Genomic DNA, 14,420 nt, shown 5'->3' with positions numbered 1-14,420 from the left:
GAGCCCTGGAGTCCTTGTTTCGCATCGTCGTCGTCCGAAGGCCGGCCGCCACCGTTCGGGACGATGCCTTAGGGGTCCGAGCCTTGAGCCGCACCAAAGCCCTCGCACGCCCCGCTCTCGCCGTCAGTCTGGCGCTCGCCCTCTGCGTCGGGCCGGCCGCGGCAGACAAGATCAAGAACCCAACCGCGGTCTTTTCTGGCCTCGACAAGATCACCGGCCGCATCGTGTCCTTCGAGGTCGCGGTGGACGAGACCGTGCAGTTCGGCTCCCTGCAGATGACCCCGCGGGTCTGCTACACCCGGCCGCCAACCGAGAGCGCCAAGACCACGGCCTTCCTCGAGGTCGACGAGGTCACGCTCGACAACAAGTATCGCCGCATCTTCACCGGGTGGATGTTCGCGTCGAGCCCGGGCCTGCACGCGATCGAGCACCCGATCTACGATGTCTGGCTGGTCGACTGCAAAGGCGGCAGCGATGTGATCGCCGAGGCGAAGGAGCAGGAGGACGTGCCGGCGGTGGCCGCCAAGCCGGAGCGGACGAAGCGCGCCGGCCGGGATTCGACGAAGACCGCTCAGCAGCTCAACGCCGCCGGCCAGGTCGATGTCGAAGCACCGCGCGGTGTGCCGGTCCAGCCGCGCCAGAAGCCCTCGCGCAAGTTCTTCCCGTCGAACGAGGGCCCGGCGCCGGCCCCCCCAGCCCCGCCGCAGCCGCAGAACCTGTTCGACGCGCTCTTCCGCTAGGTCTCGCCGACGCCCAGAGCGGACAGGACCTGCGCGCCCGGCACGGAGCCGTCGCAGGGCCAGACGTTCCAATCCGCGACCTGGTCGAGGGCCGCCGCCAGCCGCCGCTTGTAGATGTGCCGGGGCAGTTCCTCGGCACCGAACTGCGTGAGGTGGTCGGTCACGAACTGCGTGTCGGCGAGCCGGTAGCCGCCGGCGCGCAGGCGGGCCATCAGGTGGACGAGGGCGACCTTCGAGGCGTCGCGCACCTCGTGGAACATGCTCTCGCCGAAGAACGCCGCGCCCAGCGAGACGCCGTAGAGGCCGCCGACGAGACGGCGCTCCTCCCCCGCATAGACCTCGACGGTGTGGACGTGGCCGATGTCGAACAGGGCGCCATAGAGTTCGCGGATCCGGCCATTGATCCAGGTCTTCTCGCTGTCCCGGCGCGGCGCGGCGCAGCCGTTGATCACCCCGTCGAAATCGGTGTCGCACCGGATTTCGAACTGGTCGGAGCGGACCGTCCGGGCGAGGCGGCGCGACACCCGGAACCCGTCCAGCGGCAGGACCCCGCGCGCCCGCGGCTCGACCCAGTACAGGGTCGGGTCGGTGGCATCCTCCGCCATAGGAAAGATGCCCGCCGCGTAGGCTTTGAGCAGGATCTCGGGGGTGATGTCCACGCGGGTCGGATCGTGCATGGGGCGAGTGTCGCGCGGGGCCGGTCCAAATGCCAGGGCCTGCATCGGCCGCGATCGCCGCAAGGGCGACGACGCTCCCCCGTCGGGATCAGACCTTCATGCCGCCGGCGTCGAGGAAATGCTCGAGCCAGTGGATGTCGTAGAGGCCGTTCTGGACGTCCGGATTGCGGACCAGGGTGCGGAACAGCGGCAGGGTGGTGTCGATGCCGTCGATCACGAACTCGTCCAGCGCCCGGCGCAGGCGCATCAGGCACTCGTTGCGGGTGCGCCCGTGCACGATGAGCTTGCCGATCAGCGAGTCGTAATGCGGCGGGATGCGGTAGCCCTGGAAGGCTGCCGAATCGACCCGGACGCCGAGGCCGCCGGGGGTGTGGTAATGGGTGATCTGGCCGGGGGAGGGCCGGAAGGTCTCGGGGTGCTCGGCGTTGATCCGGCACTCGATGGCGTGGCCCTCGACCTTGATGTCGGATTGCGAGACCGAGAGCGGGCCGCCGGAGGCGACCTGGATCTGCTCGATGACCAGATCGATCCCGGTGATCATCTCGGTCACGGGATGCTCGACCTGGATCCGGGTGTTCATCTCGATGAAGTAGAACTTCCCGTCCTCGTACAGGAACTCCACGGTTCCGGCGCCGAGATAGCCCAACTCCTTCATGGCGTTGGCGCAGATGCCGCCGATCTCGGCGCGCATCGACTCGTTGAGCGCGGGCGAGCCGCCTTCCTCCCAGACCTTCTGGTGACGGCGCTGCAGCGAGCAATCGCGCTCGGCGAGATGCACCGCGCCGCCGCGGCCGTCACCCAGCACCTGCACCTCGATGTGCCGCGGCTTCTCCAGGTACTTCTCCAGATAGACCGCATCGTCGCCGAAGGCAGCCTTGGCCTCGGAGCGGGCCATGCCGAGCGCCTGCTCCAGCTCGGCCTCGGTGCGGGCGACCTTCATGCCGCGCCCGCCGCCGCCGGCCGCCGCCTTCACCAGGACGGGATAGCCGATCCCGGCCGCCACGCGCTTGGCCTCGTCGGCATCCTCGATTCCGCCGTCGGAGCCCGGCACGCAGGGGATGCCGAGTTTCACGGCCGTACGCTTGGCCTCGATCTTGTCGCCCATGGTGCGGATATGCTGCGCCTTGGGGCCGATGAAGCAGATCTGGTGATGGGCCAGCACCTCGGCGAAGCGGGCGTTCTCCGACAGGAAGCCGTAGCCCGGATGCACCGCATCGGCGCCGGTTATCTCGCAGGCCGCGATGATCGACGGGATGTTCAGGTAGCTGTCCCGTGCGGCGGGCGGCCCGATGCAGACGCTCTCGTCGGCCAGCCGGACATGCATGGCGTCGGCGTCGGCGGTGGAATGGACCGCCACTGTGGCGATCCCGAGTTCCTTCGCCGCCCGCAGGATGCGCAGGGCGATCTCGCCGCGGTTCGCGATCAGGATCTTGTCGAACATCGAACCCTTAGAGCGTCCAGGCGATCCGACGGGACCGCGCAGGATGATCTATCCTCTTGTTGCGCGACGTTTTCCAGGCCCGAAGCGGCAGCCGGTTCGGCGGAAGACGCCCAGAACCCCCTGCGCCGGAGCGATCACAGCCGCGTGGCGGGATGCGGAGCAGGGCGTGGAGCGGACGTTCAGCTTCGGACGCCGCTCACGCGATGACGAGCAGCGCCTCGCCGAACTCGACCGGCTGGCCGTCCTCGACGAAGATCGCCGTGACCGTGCCGGCGCGGGGCGCGACGATCTCGTTGAAGGTCTTCATCGCCTCGATGAGGAGCAGCTTGTCGCCAGCCTCGACCTTCGAGCCGATATCGATGAAGGCCTTGGCCTCCGGGGAGGGGCGCAGATAGGCGGTCCCGACCATCGGGGACGGCACCGAACCGGGATGCGCGCGGGCCGGCTCGGCCGGCGCGAGGGCGCCGGTCGGCGGAGCCACGGGGGGCGCCGCCACGGCGGCGACCGGCGCGGGCGCCGCGACCTGGACGTTCACGGGCTCGAGCCGCCGCACGACGCGGATGCGCAGGTCGCCCTTCTCGACCTCGATCTCGGACAAGCCGGTCTCGGTGACGAGGTTGGCGAGTTCGCGGACGAGCTCGGAGTCGATGGGTTCGTTCTTAGGCATCCGGCCTTCTTCGTATCGCGCCGCCGCGGTCGGTTCATCCGGCATACGCACTGGCACTCGATCACAGCCTTGCGGCTGGCGGCTCTTAGACGAAGGCGGCCCGGCGCGACAAGGCCGCGCAGTCCGCCATCCGCCGGTCGGAAGCTACGGCGGCGCGCCTCAGCAGGAGGCGTGGCCGCACTGGCGCACATCCGCGATGGTCTTGCGGATCGGATCGACGCCGACGGCGCCCGGAATCACCTCGTCGCCGATGATGAAGGCCGGGGTGCCGGAGAGGCCGAGCCGGTCGCCCAGCCCGCGATTCTCACTGAGCGCGGCCTTCACCTCGGGGGAGGCCATGTCCTTCTGCAGCTTGGTCGTATCAGCGCCGAGGTCCTTGGCGACCTGGATCGCCCGGGCGCCGTTCACCCGGCCCTTGGTCTCGAGCAGCTTCTGGTGAAACTCGAACAGCTTGTCACCCTTGAGCTGCTGACGCACCGCGATGGCGACCTGGCTCGCCTCGAGCGATTCCGGACCGAGCACCGGGAAGTCCTTGATCACCACCCGCAACTTCGGGTCGGTCTTGATCAGGGTCTGCACGTCAACCAGCGCCTTGCGGCAATAGCCGCAATTGTAGTCGAAGAACTCGACCAGCGTGACGTCGCCCGCCGGGTTGCCGGCGACCACGTCATGCGGGCCGTTCACGAGGGCCTCGCGGGCCTCCTTGAGGGCCGCCGTCTGGGCAAGGCGCTGCGTCTCCGCCTGCTGCTTCTCGGCCTCGGCCAGCGCCTCCTGCAACACCTCCGGGTGCTTGATCAGGTAATCCTTGACGATCGCCTCGATGCCGGCGCGCTGCGCGTCCGTGAACGGGGCGGCCGCCGGAGCGGCGGATGGGGTGGCGTCCTGCGCCGAAGCCGGGACGGCGGCGAGACCGAGCGCCAGGGCCAGCGCGGGCAGGGAGCGGTTTAAGAGCATGGATCCTCGCTTGCGCGGCAGGCCGGCCCGCGCGTGGCGCGAGCGGTAGGCCGTGGGTTAGGCGTTTTCGCGGCGCCGGGTCAAATCACGTGAGCGGCACGCGAATCCTGCCCGCCGAACGCAACCCGGTCCGATATGCCCAAGCTGTTCCGCGCCTTCTGGCTGCGTCCGCATCTGCTCTGCGCGATCGTGGTGGCGATCGTCGCCACACTGCTGGCGCCGGGCCTCGATCCGGGCATGCGGCTGCTCACCGGCTGGTGCGCCGGCGTTATCGTCCATGCGGTCTTGGTCGTGCGCCGGGCCACCGGGCAGACCCGGGACGCGATGCGCCGCGAGGCCGCCCGCCTCGACGACAGCGCGGGGGTGATCACGGTTTTCGCCCTGCTGGCGGCGGCGGCCAGCCTCGGTTCGGTAGCGGTGCTGGTGGTCGGCGGTCGCATCGCCGGGACGGGCGAGCGCTACGCCCTGGCGCTCGCGGGCATGAGCCTGCTCTGCACCTGGGTGTTCGTGCAGATGATCTTCACGGTGCACTACGCCCACGTCTACTACGGCACCGAGGATGCGGCAGGCGGCGAGCGCGGCGGGCTGGACTTCCACGGCGAGACCGAGCCGGATTTCTGGGATTTTCTGTACTTCACTGTGACCATCGGGGCGGCGGCGGCCACCTCCGACACCAATCTGACCAGCAAGCGGATGCGCAGGATCGCGACCGTGCAGACCGTCGGCGCCTATCTGTTCAACACCGGCATCCTGGCACTCGTGGTCAACATGGCCGCGGGCCTCGCGCCGCACTGACGCCGGTTGAGGCCGGGGCCGCCAGGGTCTAACCCCGGCGCTCCGCATGACCCGCTCGCGCGCACCCGTCAGGACCGCATGATTCCGATCTCCCGCCGGGCCGCCGCCGTCCAGCCGTTCCTCGCCATGGACGTCATGGCCGCCGCCGCCGCCAAGGCCCGGCGCGGCGACGACGTGGTGCGCATGGAGGTCGGCCAGCCCTCGGCGCCGGCCCCGCGGGCCGTGATCGCGGCGGCGCAGGCGGCGCTCGCCGCCGGCCGCGTGCCCTATACCGAGGCGCTCGGCCTGCCGGCCCTGCGGGAGCGGATCGCCCGGGATTACGCCGAGCGCCACGGCGTGGCGGTGAGTCCGGAGCGGGTGGTGATCACCACCGGATCCTCGGCCGGATTCGTGCTGGCCTTCATGAGCCTGTTCGATGCCGGCGCGCGGGTGGCGGTGCCGCAGCCCGGCTACCCGGCCTATCGCAGCATCCTGGCGTCCCTCGACCTCGTGCCGGCCCCGATGGTGTTGCGCGAAGCGGACCGCTTCGCCCCGACCCCCGCCCTGCTGCGCGAGACCCATGCCCGCGCCCCGGTGGCCGGCGCCCTGGTGATGAGCCCGGCCAACCCCTCCGGCACGGTGATCACGGAAGACGCCTTGCGCGACCTCTGCGCAGCCACCCGTGAACTTGGCCTGCCGCTGATCTCGGACGAGATCTATCACGGCCTCAGCTACGGGCTGCCGACCGTCACCGCCCTGCGGTTCGATCCCGACGCGGTGGTGATCAACTCGTTCTCGAAATATCACTGCATGACCGGCTGGCGCGTCGGCTGGATGGTCGTGCCGGAGGCCCTGGTCCGCCCGATCGAGCGGCTCGCGCAGAATCTGTACATCTCGGCGCCCTACCTCTCGCAGGTCGGCGCGCTGGCGGCCCTCGACGCCGCGGACGAACTCGACGCCGTGCGCGACGGCTATGCCCGCAACCGGGCGATCCTGCTCGACGCGCTCCCCGGCCTCGGCCTCGGGCGCGTGCATCCGGCCGACGGGGCCTTCTATCTCTACGCGGACGTGGCGAACCTCACCAACGACGCCACGAGCTTCTGCCGGCGCATGCTGGACGAGGCCAACGTCGCCGCGACCCAGGGGCTCGATTTCGACCCGGATCTCGGCCACCACCACGTCCGGTTCTCGTTCGCCGGCTCCGAAGCCGAATGCCACGAGGCGGTGGCGCGGCTGCGGACGTGGCTGCGCTAACCCCTCACGCCACCGCGACCGGCACCAGGGCGCGGACCGCCTCGGCGAGATCCGAGAAATGCTCGATCACCCGGTCGGGCCCCAGCTCGGTCACCGGCACGTCGGTGTAGCCGAAGGTCACCGCCACCACCGGGATGCCGGCGGCCTTCGCGGTGTCGATGTCGGTGCGGGAATCGCCGACCATCACGGCCCGGGCCGGGTCGCCCCCGGCGCGCGCGATCGTGCCGGTGAGATGGCTCGGATCGGGCTTGTAGGCCGGGAAGGTGTCGCGCCCGCAGATCGCCGCGAATCGGTGGCCGATGCCGAGCAGGCGCAACAGCTCCACCGACTGGCCCTCGAACTTGTTGGTGCAGACCGCCAGCCGGAAGCCCGCCGCCTCCAGGGTATCGAGCGCCTCGACCACCCCGGGATAGAGATGCGACGTGTCGGCGAGATGCTCGCCGTAATGGGCGATGAAGGCCTCGAACAGCCGCTCGTGATCCTCCGGCGCGAGCGCGCGGCCCTCCGCCTCGAAGCCCCGCCGGATCAGCGCCTTGGCGCCGGCGCCGATCAGGCCGCGGGCCTGGGACAGGGGCAGTTCGGCCAGGCCTTCGCGCTTCATCAGCACGTTGAGGGTGCCGATCAGGTCGCCCGCAGTCTCGGCCAGCGTTCCGTCCAGGTCGAACACGGCGATCGGCGGGCGGGTCGTCGGTTCGGCGGGCATCCGGTCGGGCTCCTGTTGGCGTACGGCCTCGCTAAAGGGGGGCGGCGTCGGCGGCAAGGCGGCGCGGCGCCCCACACTCGCCCGAAAGCCCAGCGAAAGGCGGAGCGCGTCAGCTCCCGGATCCCGCGATGAAACCGTCTCTCCCCCTTCTCGCCCTCTGCCTCGCGCTGGCCAGCGCGCCGGTCGCCGCGGCCTCGTTCGAGTTCGTGCCCGCGCCCCAGACCGACCTGAACCGCATGTACCGGGTCGACAAGGTCACCGGCGAGGTGACCTCCTGCCAGTACGGGCTGCAGGAATCGGCCGGCGGCATCGGCCAGACCGTCTGCTTCGGCCCCGGGGAGGGCGCCGGTGCGCAGACGCCGTCGGAATACGGTTTGGTCGCGAGCCGCCACACCCGCGAAGCCGGTGTGTTCCGGGTCAATTACCGGACCGGCGAGATGAGCATCTGCTTCGTGCTGGTGAAGAAGGAGCAGGTGGTGTGTACCCAGCAGGCCAAGCCCGGCGCCGAGGCGGCTTCCGACGCGCCCCTGACCGGACCGGCGCCCGGACGCGCCGGCGCCAGCGCCACGCCCGCACAGGGTGGCCGCTTTTGAAGCCAGGCGCACTGGGGAGGCGTTCCGGTCCGCCCTGCGGCGTGCTACGGGCCGCCCGACTGCTTCAGGAAGGCCGGTTGCCCCGCATGCGCGACATCTCGATCCACCCCATCGCCCGGGCAGCCGGGCTTTGAGCGGGCCGGACCTGCGCCGGGCGGCGGCCATGCGCGCCCTCGACCTGATTGAGCCCGGGATGCGGCTCGGCCTCGGCACCGGCTCCACCGCGGCGGCCTTCGTGGGCCTGCTCGGCGAACGGGTCCGCGACGGCCTCGACATCGTCGGTGTGCCGACCTCCGAGGCGACGCGCCTTCAGGCCGAGGGTCTCGGCATCCGCCTCGCGACCCTGGACGACTTGCCCGAGCTCGATCTGACCATCGACGGCGCCGACGAGGTCGACGACCAGCTGCGCCTGATCAAGGGCGGCGGCGCCGCGCTCCTGCGGGAGAAGATCGTCGCTTGCGCCAGCCGCCGGATGGTCGTGATCGCCGACGCGGCCAAGCACGTCGCCCGGCTCGGCGCCTTCCCGCTGCCGATCGAGGTGAATCGGTTCGGCCTCACCGCCACGCACCGCGCGGTCGAGGCGGCCGTCGCTCGGGTGGGCTGCACCGGCCCGGTCCGGCTGCGGCTCGATCCGGCCGGCAAGCCGATCGTCACCGATGGCGGCCACCACATCCTCGACGCCCATCTCGGCGCCATCCCCGATCCCGACGCCCTCGGCGCCGCCCTCTGGACCGTGCCGGGCGTGGTCGAGCACGGCCTGTTCCTCGGCATCGCCGATGCCGCGATCCTGGCGGCGGACCGGGGCGGGCAGGCCGAGGTCACCGTTCTCGGCAGCTTGGTCTGAAGCGCCATACTCCTCGCAGGAACGTTCAGCATGTCCCGACGCCTCACCGCCGCGCTCGGCCTCGCCCTCGCCGCGGTCATGATTTTCCCGCACGCCGTGTCGGCCCAGACGAACAAGCCGGCCCCGGCCAAGCCGGCGCCCGCGAAGCCGGCGGCGCAGCCGAACACCCCGGCCGCCGCGACGCCGACCTACACGGCGAGCCACCTGGCGCTCGCCCGCGAGGTGATGCTCAGCTCCGGCATCGCCCGCTCGTTCGATTCGGTGCTGCCGGCCTTTGCCGATCAGATCCGCAAGCAGACGGTGACCCGGCCCGAGCTGACCAAGGATCTCGACGAGGTTCTGGTGTCGCTCCAGCCCGAGATGGAGCTGCAGAAGCAACGCATGATCGACATCGCCGCCCGCACCTACGCAGCGAAGTTCCCGGAGCCGGAGCTGAAGGAGATCGCGACCTTCTTCCGCTCGCCCGCCGGCAAGCACTACGTCGAGGCCCAGCCGCAGCTCCTCGACGAGATGGTGCAGGAGATGCAGGACTGGACGCAGGAAGTGTCTGAATACGTCATGGTCCGGGTGCGCGCCGAGATGGGCAAGCGCGGCCATCAGCTGCAGTGAGGGGGCTTTCGGCGGATCGACCGTCGCGCCTCTGATCTCGGCCAGCGCATTCCTACCGTCGCCCTCATCCTGAGGTGCCGGAGCGAAGCGGAGGCCTTGAAGGAGCCCTTTCGAGAATCGCAGAGCCTTCTGGAGAGCTCCTTCGAGGCTCGCTGTGCTCGCACCTCGGCCCATCCAGGCCGGGACCTGCCCCCTCTCCCGTGCGGACTTGCAGATTCACAGATTGGCTTTTAGGCTTTCTTCCTCGACAAGCCTCTGAAACACAACGCGTTTCCCCTCCCCCTTGCGGGGAGGGGGCAGGGGTGGGGGTGGTGCCGGATCACGCGTGACGGTGCCGTCTGAACCCCCCCACCTCCAGCTCCTCCTCGCAAGGGGGAGGAGAGAGCGTCCTGCCTTTCACCATGCGATGTGTAGCCGTCTCCGCCGCATGATGGGGATGCTTTGGACATCCGATGCCGTTGAACCCCATGCCGGCGAGCGCGCACGGTCAGACACGTTCCGCGCGGACGACGAACCGCCTCTACGCAGCAGGCGCGGCCCTGCTCGCCGTCCTGCCGCTGGCGATGGTGCTCGCCAATCGGTCGAGCCCGGCTTTTCTCGGCCTCGCCGCGCTCGCCTTCCTGGCCGGGCGCTTATTCGAGGATCGCCGCACCCTCCCGTCACGCCTCCTCGCCCCGCTCGGAACACCGCTCGGCCTTGCGGCGCTCGCGTTCCTGGCCTGGTGCCTCGTATCCTTCGCCTGGACGCCGTTCCCCAGCGCATCGCTGCGGGTGCTCGGTGAGTTCCTGCCCACCCTGATCGCCGCCTACCTGCTGACCTGTCTCGCTCCCGGGCGGATCCCGGCCTTCGCGCCCCGCCTCGCAGCAGGGGCGATCGTGCTGGCAGGCTTGATCATCGCGGTCGACCTCGCCTCCGATCTCGCCCTGGAGCGGGCGCTCGGGCACCGGATGGCCGCCTTCGTCCACAACCGGCCGGCCCTGACGCTCGATCTCGTCGCCGGCCCCGTAGCCCTCGTGCTGTGGCGGATCCGGGCCCGGGGCCTCGCTTTCGCCACCCTGGCCTTCGCGGCGCTCGGCGTGCTTCGCTCGATCAGCGGCGCCGCCCAGCTCGGCCTCCTGGCCGGGGCCGGGCTGTTCGGCTTGGCCCGGCTGCTACCGGTGCGAGCCGGGATCGGGCTCGCGGGACTCGGCCTCGGTCTCGCCGTGGCGCTCGCCCCGGTGGAGGGGGACCTGCTCGCGAAGGTCATGCCCGAGGCGGCGCATGAGCGCCTGGTCCAGTCGTCGTCCCGGGCGCGGGTCGCCATCGCCCGCAGCTTCGGCGCCGTGGTGGCGGCCGATCCGTGGCGCGGGGCCGGCTTCGGGACCAGCGCGCGCTTCGCCGAGACCCCGGTGGCCGGGACGGTCGCGCCGGAGATGCGGGTCCTCCTCGGGGTCGGCCACCCGCATAACAGCTTCCTGCAGGCCTGGGCCGAGCTGGGATTGCCCGGCGCGCTCCTCGGCGCACTGGTCCTGCTGCTGATGCTCGGCCGCGTCGCCGCCCTGCCGCAGCCGGATCGTGCCGCGGCACTCGGTCTCGTCGCCTGCGCGGCCGCCATCGCGTTCGTCGAGCACAATGGCTGGGCGGCGTGGTGGACGGCCGGGCTCGGCGCTGCCATCACCTGGATGCGCGAGGCGGCGACGCTTCGCACCGAGACGAGATCCGAGATGGACGACCCCGCATGAGCGCCTACGACGTCGACCTCTTCGTCATCGGCGGCGGTTCGGGGGGCGTCCGCGCCGCCCGGATCGCGTCCGGCTACGGCGCCAGGGTCATGCTGGCCGAGGAATACCGGGTCGGCGGCACCTGCGTGATCCGCGGCTGCGTTCCGAAGAAGCTGATGGTCTATGCCGGCCGTTTCGCCGACGATTTCGAGGACGCCGCGGGCTTCGGCTGGACGATCGAGAACGCGCGTTTCGACTGGAGCGTGCTCAAGCAGCGGCGCGACGCCGAGGTGACGCGCCTCGAAGGCATCTACGACACCAACCTGATCCGCGCCGGCGTCGAGATCGTGCCCGAGCGCGCCGTGATCGCGGATCCGCACACGATCCGCCTGCTCGGCTCGAACCGGACCGTGCGGGCCGAGCGGATCCTGATCGCTGTCGGCGCGCACCCGGTCATGGAACCCGCGGTGCCGGGAATCGAGCTGGCGATCACCTCCAACGAGGTGTTCGAGCTTGAGAACCTGCCCGAGCGTATCCTGGTGATCGGCGGCGGCTACATCGCGGTGGAGTTCGCGGGCGTGTTCGCGGCGCTTGGCAGCCGCACGACCCTGCTCCACCGAGGCGACCGGCTGCTGCGCGGCTTCGACGACGAGGTCCGCGACGCCCTCGCCGAGGCCTATGGGCGGCGCATGGACCTGAAGCTCGGCCGCACTCTGACGCGGATCGAGAAGCGCGACGACGGCCTGTGCGCCCGCCTCGACGACGGCTCGGAGATCGTCTGCGATCAGGTGCTGGTGGCCACGGGCCGGCGCCCGAACGTCACCGGGCTCGGCCTCGACACGGTCGGGATCGAGACCGACGCCGTCGGGGCGATCCCGGTGGATGCCTATTCACAGACTCCGGTCCCGTCGATCTACGCGGTGGGCGACGTCACCAACCGGGCCAACCTGACCCCGGTGGCGATCCGCGAGGGCCACGCCTTCGCCGACACGGTCTATGGCGGCAAGCCGTCCTGCGTCGATCACCGGCTGATCCCGACCGCCGTCTTCTCGACCCCCGAGATCGGCATCGTCGGCCACACCGAGGCCGCCGCGCGGGAGATCTACGGCAAGATCGACGTTTACAAGTCGCGGTTCCGGCCGATGAAGGCCACGCTCTCCGGGCGCGAGGAGCGGATCCTCATGAAAGTGCTGGTCGATTGCGCCACCGATCGCGTGGTCGGCGTCCACATCTTCGGGCACGATGCCGGGGAGGTGATCCAGGCGGTGGGCATCGCCGTCACCATGGGTGCCACCAAGGCGGATTTCGACCGCACCATCGCGGTCCATCCGACGGCCGCCGAGGAGCTCGTGACGATGCGGGTGCCGGAGGTGACCAAGCATCCCGTAGGGGTCGGTTAAGTTCAGCAGGTCGCGGGGTCTCGACGCGGTGCGCGGCCGAGCCATATCAGGGTCATGGGTAAGCAGGGCGCAGGGAAGAACGAACGCGAGGACGACGCGCACGCGCGTCGCCAGGCGATCATCGACGGCCTGCTGGCCGACGCCTTGCGGCCGGCTTTCACCTACCGGGCCCCGAGCCACGACGCGCTGCCCGCCGATATCCGGCGGGCGATCGACCGGCTGCTGGCCAAGGCCGAGACCCAGCGCAGCCGCTGCCTGACCTACGACGACCTCGAAGAAGCGCTCCCGCCCCGCGACGTCTCCGCGGAGGATCTGGAGGCGATCTTCTGGATCCTGGCCGAGCACGGGATCGAGGTCGAGGACGGCGAAGCCTGAGGCCGAAGCGGGCGCGCATCGGCGATCGGCCGATCACGGGACACGCCGCGGCGCGGGAATCCTGCCCTGACTCTGCTTCAGGCTCCGGCCTGCCCTCAGGAATCCGGCACTCGCAAGGGCCCGGGAACCTCTCTATAAGCCGCGCTTCGCGCGTCATGCGCGATCGCACGACGAACGTGCGCGGAGAGAGGTCATGGCCGAGCGTTGGACACCGAAGAACTGGCGGAACCTGCCGATCCAGCAGGTCCCGGCCTATCCGGATTCGGCGGCGCTGCAGGCGGTCGAGACCCAGATCGCGAGTTTTCCGCCGCTGGTGTTTGCCGGTGAGGCCCGCAAGCTGAAGACTGCGCTCGGACGCGTCGCGGCGGGCGAAGCCTTCCTGCTTCAGGGTGGTGACTGCGCCGAGAGCTTCGACGAGCATTCGGCCGACAACATCCGCGATTTCTTCCGGGTGTTCCTGCAGATGGCGATGGTGCTGACCTTCGCGGGCGGCTCGCCCGTGGTGAAGGTCGGGCGCATCGCCGGGCAGTTCGCCAAGCCACGCTCCTCGCCCACCGAGACCCTCGACGGGGTCAGCCTGCCGAGCTACCGCGGCGACATCGTCAACGGCATCGGCTTCAGCGAGGAGGCCCGCATTCCGGACCCGCGCCGGCAGCTCGAGGCCTACCGGCAATCGGCCGCGACCCTGAATTTGCTGCGCGCCTTCGCCACCGGCGGCTACGCCAACCTGGAGAACGCGCATCGCTGGATGCTGGGCTTCGTGAAGGATTCGCCGCAATCCTCGCGCTACCAGGATGTCGCCGGCCGCATGACCGACGCGCTCGACTTCATGCGGGCGATCGGCATCAACCCGGAGACGCATCCGGAGGTGCGGACCACCGATTTCTACACCAGCCACGAGGCCCTGCTGCTCGGCTACGAGGAGGCGCTGACCCGCGTCGACTCGACCACCGGCGATTGGTACGCGACCTCCGGACACATGCTGTGGATCGGCGACCGCACCCGGCAGCCGGATCATGCCCACGTGGAATATGCCCGCGGGATCAAGAACCCGATCGGCCTGAAATGCGGCCCGTCCATGCAGGCGGACGGCCTGATCCGGCTGATCGACCTGCTCAACCCGGAGAACGAGCCCGGCCGGCTCAGCCTGATCTGCCGCTTCGGCGCCGACAAGGTCGGCGAGCACCTGCCGGGCCTGATCCGGGCCGTCGAGCGGGAAGGGCGGTCCGTGGTCTGGATTTGCGACCCGATGCACGGCAACACCGTGTCGGCGGGCCGCTACAAGACCCGGCCGTTCGACCGGGTGATGCAGGAGATCGAGGGCTTCTTCGGGGTCCACCGGGCCGAGGGCACGATCGCGGGCGGCATCCATCTCGAGATGACCGGCAAGGACGTGACCGAATGCACCGGCGGCGCCCGGGCGCTCACCGCCGACGACCTGCAGGACCGCTACCACACCTACTGTGACCCGCGCCTCAACGCGGAGCAGGCGCTGGAAGTGGCGTTCCGCACCGCCGAGCTGGTCAAGGCCGAGCGCAGCCACGTGGAGCGCCCGCGCCTCGACGCGGCGGAGTAGGGGACGCCGTTCGGTCTGTGCGGGCTGCGATGCTCAGGCATCGCGGCCGGATGAGGAGCCAGGCCAACCCCAAGCGAGTCTCCCTCCCCCGCAAAGGGGGGAGGGAGAGCCGC

15 protein-coding genes are annotated in these 14,420 nt (G+C 70.3%); 10 read left to right on the top strand and 5 right to left on the bottom strand.

Features of this window, described 5'->3' with window-relative positions:
* The first annotated feature begins 83 nt into the window (after positions 1-83).
* On the top strand, positions 84-740 hold the full coding sequence (locus tag MKK65_RS21440; RefSeq protein ID WP_243960132.1) for a DUF2155 domain-containing protein: 657 nt from the start codon (positions 84-86) through the stop codon (positions 738-740).
* Here MKK65_RS21440 and aat read toward each other — a convergent pair.
* From aat to MKK65_RS21420, 4 genes are all read right to left on the bottom strand, one after another.
* A complete protein-coding gene (gene aat / locus MKK65_RS21435; RefSeq protein WP_243960131.1) occupies positions 737-1,417 on the bottom strand; it encodes a leucyl/phenylalanyl-tRNA--protein transferase in 681 nt (226 codons plus the stop codon). The genes MKK65_RS21440 and aat overlap by 4 nt on opposite strands.
* Positions 1,418-1,505: 88 nt before the next feature.
* A complete protein-coding gene (gene accC, locus MKK65_RS21430) occupies positions 1,506-2,858 on the bottom strand; it encodes an acetyl-CoA carboxylase biotin carboxylase subunit (RefSeq protein ID WP_243960130.1) in 1,353 nt (450 codons plus the stop codon).
* A gap of 196 nt (positions 2,859-3,054) precedes the next feature.
* Positions 3,055-3,525 (bottom strand): acetyl-CoA carboxylase biotin carboxyl carrier protein, encoded by a 471-nt coding sequence (gene accB, locus MKK65_RS21425; protein WP_243960129.1) that lies wholly within the window; start codon positions 3,523-3,525, stop codon positions 3,055-3,057.
* 159 nt (positions 3,526-3,684) lie between these two features.
* Complete coding sequence (locus tag MKK65_RS21420; RefSeq protein WP_243960128.1) at positions 3,685-4,479, bottom strand: DsbA family protein; 795 nt, start codon at positions 4,477-4,479, stop codon at positions 3,685-3,687.
* Positions 4,480-4,614: 135 nt separating this feature from the next.
* Between MKK65_RS21420 and MKK65_RS21415 the strand changes: the two genes are divergently transcribed.
* Positions 4,615-5,274 carry a DUF1345 domain-containing protein gene (locus tag MKK65_RS21415; RefSeq protein WP_243960127.1) on the top strand — a complete coding sequence of 220 codons (660 nt, stop codon included), beginning with the start codon at positions 4,615-4,617 and terminating at the stop codon, positions 5,272-5,274.
* A 78-nt stretch (positions 5,275-5,352) separates the two neighbouring features.
* On the top strand, positions 5,353-6,507 hold the full coding sequence (locus tag MKK65_RS21410; protein ID WP_243960126.1) for a pyridoxal phosphate-dependent aminotransferase: 1,155 nt from the start codon (positions 5,353-5,355) through the stop codon (positions 6,505-6,507).
* 4 nt (positions 6,508-6,511) lie between these two features.
* Here MKK65_RS21410 and gph read toward each other — a convergent pair whose 3' ends face one another.
* Positions 6,512-7,210 carry a phosphoglycolate phosphatase gene (gene gph / locus MKK65_RS21405; protein WP_243960125.1) on the bottom strand — a complete coding sequence of 233 codons (699 nt, stop codon included), beginning with the start codon at positions 7,208-7,210 and terminating at the stop codon, positions 6,512-6,514.
* Positions 7,211-7,338: 128 nt separating this feature from the next.
* Between gph and MKK65_RS21400 the strand changes: the two genes are divergently transcribed.
* The 7 genes from MKK65_RS21400 (at position 7,339) to MKK65_RS21370 (ending at position 14,307) form a co-directional block, all read left to right on the top strand.
* Positions 7,339-7,803 carry a hypothetical protein gene (locus MKK65_RS21400; protein WP_058190286.1) on the top strand — a complete coding sequence of 155 codons (465 nt, stop codon included), beginning with the start codon at positions 7,339-7,341 and terminating at the stop codon, positions 7,801-7,803.
* Positions 7,804-7,933: 130 nt separating this feature from the next.
* The gene (gene rpiA / locus MKK65_RS21395; protein ID WP_243960124.1) at positions 7,934-8,647 is read left to right on the top strand and encodes a ribose-5-phosphate isomerase RpiA; all 714 of its coding nucleotides are present in this window, start codon (positions 7,934-7,936) and stop codon (positions 8,645-8,647) included.
* 30 nt (positions 8,648-8,677) lie between these two features.
* A complete protein-coding gene (locus MKK65_RS21390) occupies positions 8,678-9,256 on the top strand; it encodes a DUF2059 domain-containing protein (RefSeq protein ID WP_243960123.1) in 579 nt (192 codons plus the stop codon).
* Between the two features lie 452 nt (positions 9,257-9,708).
* Positions 9,709-10,977: an O-antigen ligase family protein gene (locus tag MKK65_RS21385; RefSeq protein WP_409565476.1), complete on the top strand. Its 1,269-nt coding sequence runs from the start codon at positions 9,709-9,711 to the stop codon at positions 10,975-10,977.
* Positions 10,974-12,356, top strand: coding sequence for a glutathione-disulfide reductase (gene gor / locus MKK65_RS21380; RefSeq protein WP_243960122.1), 1,383 nt, complete (start codon positions 10,974-10,976; stop codon positions 12,354-12,356). The genes MKK65_RS21385 and gor overlap by 4 nt, the downstream gene beginning before the upstream one ends.
* Positions 12,357-12,410: 54 nt before the next feature.
* Positions 12,411-12,731 (top strand): RNA polymerase sigma factor region1.1 domain-containing protein, encoded by a 321-nt coding sequence (locus MKK65_RS21375; RefSeq protein WP_058190290.1) that lies wholly within the window; start codon positions 12,411-12,413, stop codon positions 12,729-12,731.
* A 193-nt stretch (positions 12,732-12,924) separates the two neighbouring features.
* The gene (locus MKK65_RS21370; RefSeq protein ID WP_243960121.1) at positions 12,925-14,307 is read left to right on the top strand and encodes a class II 3-deoxy-7-phosphoheptulonate synthase; all 1,383 of its coding nucleotides are present in this window, start codon (positions 12,925-12,927) and stop codon (positions 14,305-14,307) included.
* The last annotated feature ends 113 nt before the right edge of the window (positions 14,308-14,420 follow it).

The organism is Methylobacterium sp. J-001 (assembly GCF_022829565.1).
In the GTDB taxonomy this organism is placed as follows: Bacteria; Pseudomonadota; Alphaproteobacteria; order Rhizobiales; family Beijerinckiaceae; genus Methylobacterium.
This window is presented reverse-complemented; position numbering and strand designations above follow the sequence as displayed.

Excerpts from the sequence above, each read along its gene's own strand:
- MKK65_RS21390 (WP_243960123.1), top strand. The coding sequence starts at position 8,678 with ATGTCCCGACGCCTCACCGCCGCGCTCGGCCTCGCCCTCGCCGCGGTC.
- MKK65_RS21410 (WP_243960126.1), top strand. The coding sequence starts at position 5,353 with ATGATTCCGATCTCCCGCCGGGCCGCCGCCGTCCAGCCGTTCCTCGCC.
- MKK65_RS21400 (WP_058190286.1), top strand. The coding sequence starts at position 7,339 with ATGAAACCGTCTCTCCCCCTTCTCGCCCTCTGCCTCGCGCTGGCCAGC.
- MKK65_RS21415 (WP_243960127.1), top strand. The coding sequence starts at position 4,615 with ATGCCCAAGCTGTTCCGCGCCTTCTGGCTGCGTCCGCATCTGCTCTGC.
- accB (WP_243960129.1), bottom strand. The coding sequence starts at position 3,525 with ATGCCTAAGAACGAACCCATCGACTCCGAGCTCGTCCGCGAACTCGCC.
- aat (WP_243960131.1), bottom strand. The coding sequence starts at position 1,417 with ATGCACGATCCGACCCGCGTGGACATCACCCCCGAGATCCTGCTCAAA.
- gph (WP_243960125.1), bottom strand. The coding sequence starts at position 7,210 with ATGCCCGCCGAACCGACGACCCGCCCGCCGATCGCCGTGTTCGACCTG.
- MKK65_RS21370 (WP_243960121.1), top strand. The coding sequence starts at position 12,925 with ATGGCCGAGCGTTGGACACCGAAGAACTGGCGGAACCTGCCGATCCAG.
- MKK65_RS21420 (WP_243960128.1), bottom strand. The coding sequence starts at position 4,479 with ATGCTCTTAAACCGCTCCCTGCCCGCGCTGGCCCTGGCGCTCGGTCTC.
- accC (WP_243960130.1), bottom strand. The coding sequence starts at position 2,858 with ATGTTCGACAAGATCCTGATCGCGAACCGCGGCGAGATCGCCCTGCGC.
- MKK65_RS21375 (WP_058190290.1), top strand. The coding sequence starts at position 12,411 with ATGGGTAAGCAGGGCGCAGGGAAGAACGAACGCGAGGACGACGCGCAC.
- gor (WP_243960122.1), top strand. The coding sequence starts at position 10,974 with ATGAGCGCCTACGACGTCGACCTCTTCGTCATCGGCGGCGGTTCGGGG.
- MKK65_RS21385 (WP_409565476.1), top strand. The coding sequence starts at position 9,709 with ATGCCGTTGAACCCCATGCCGGCGAGCGCGCACGGTCAGACACGTTCC.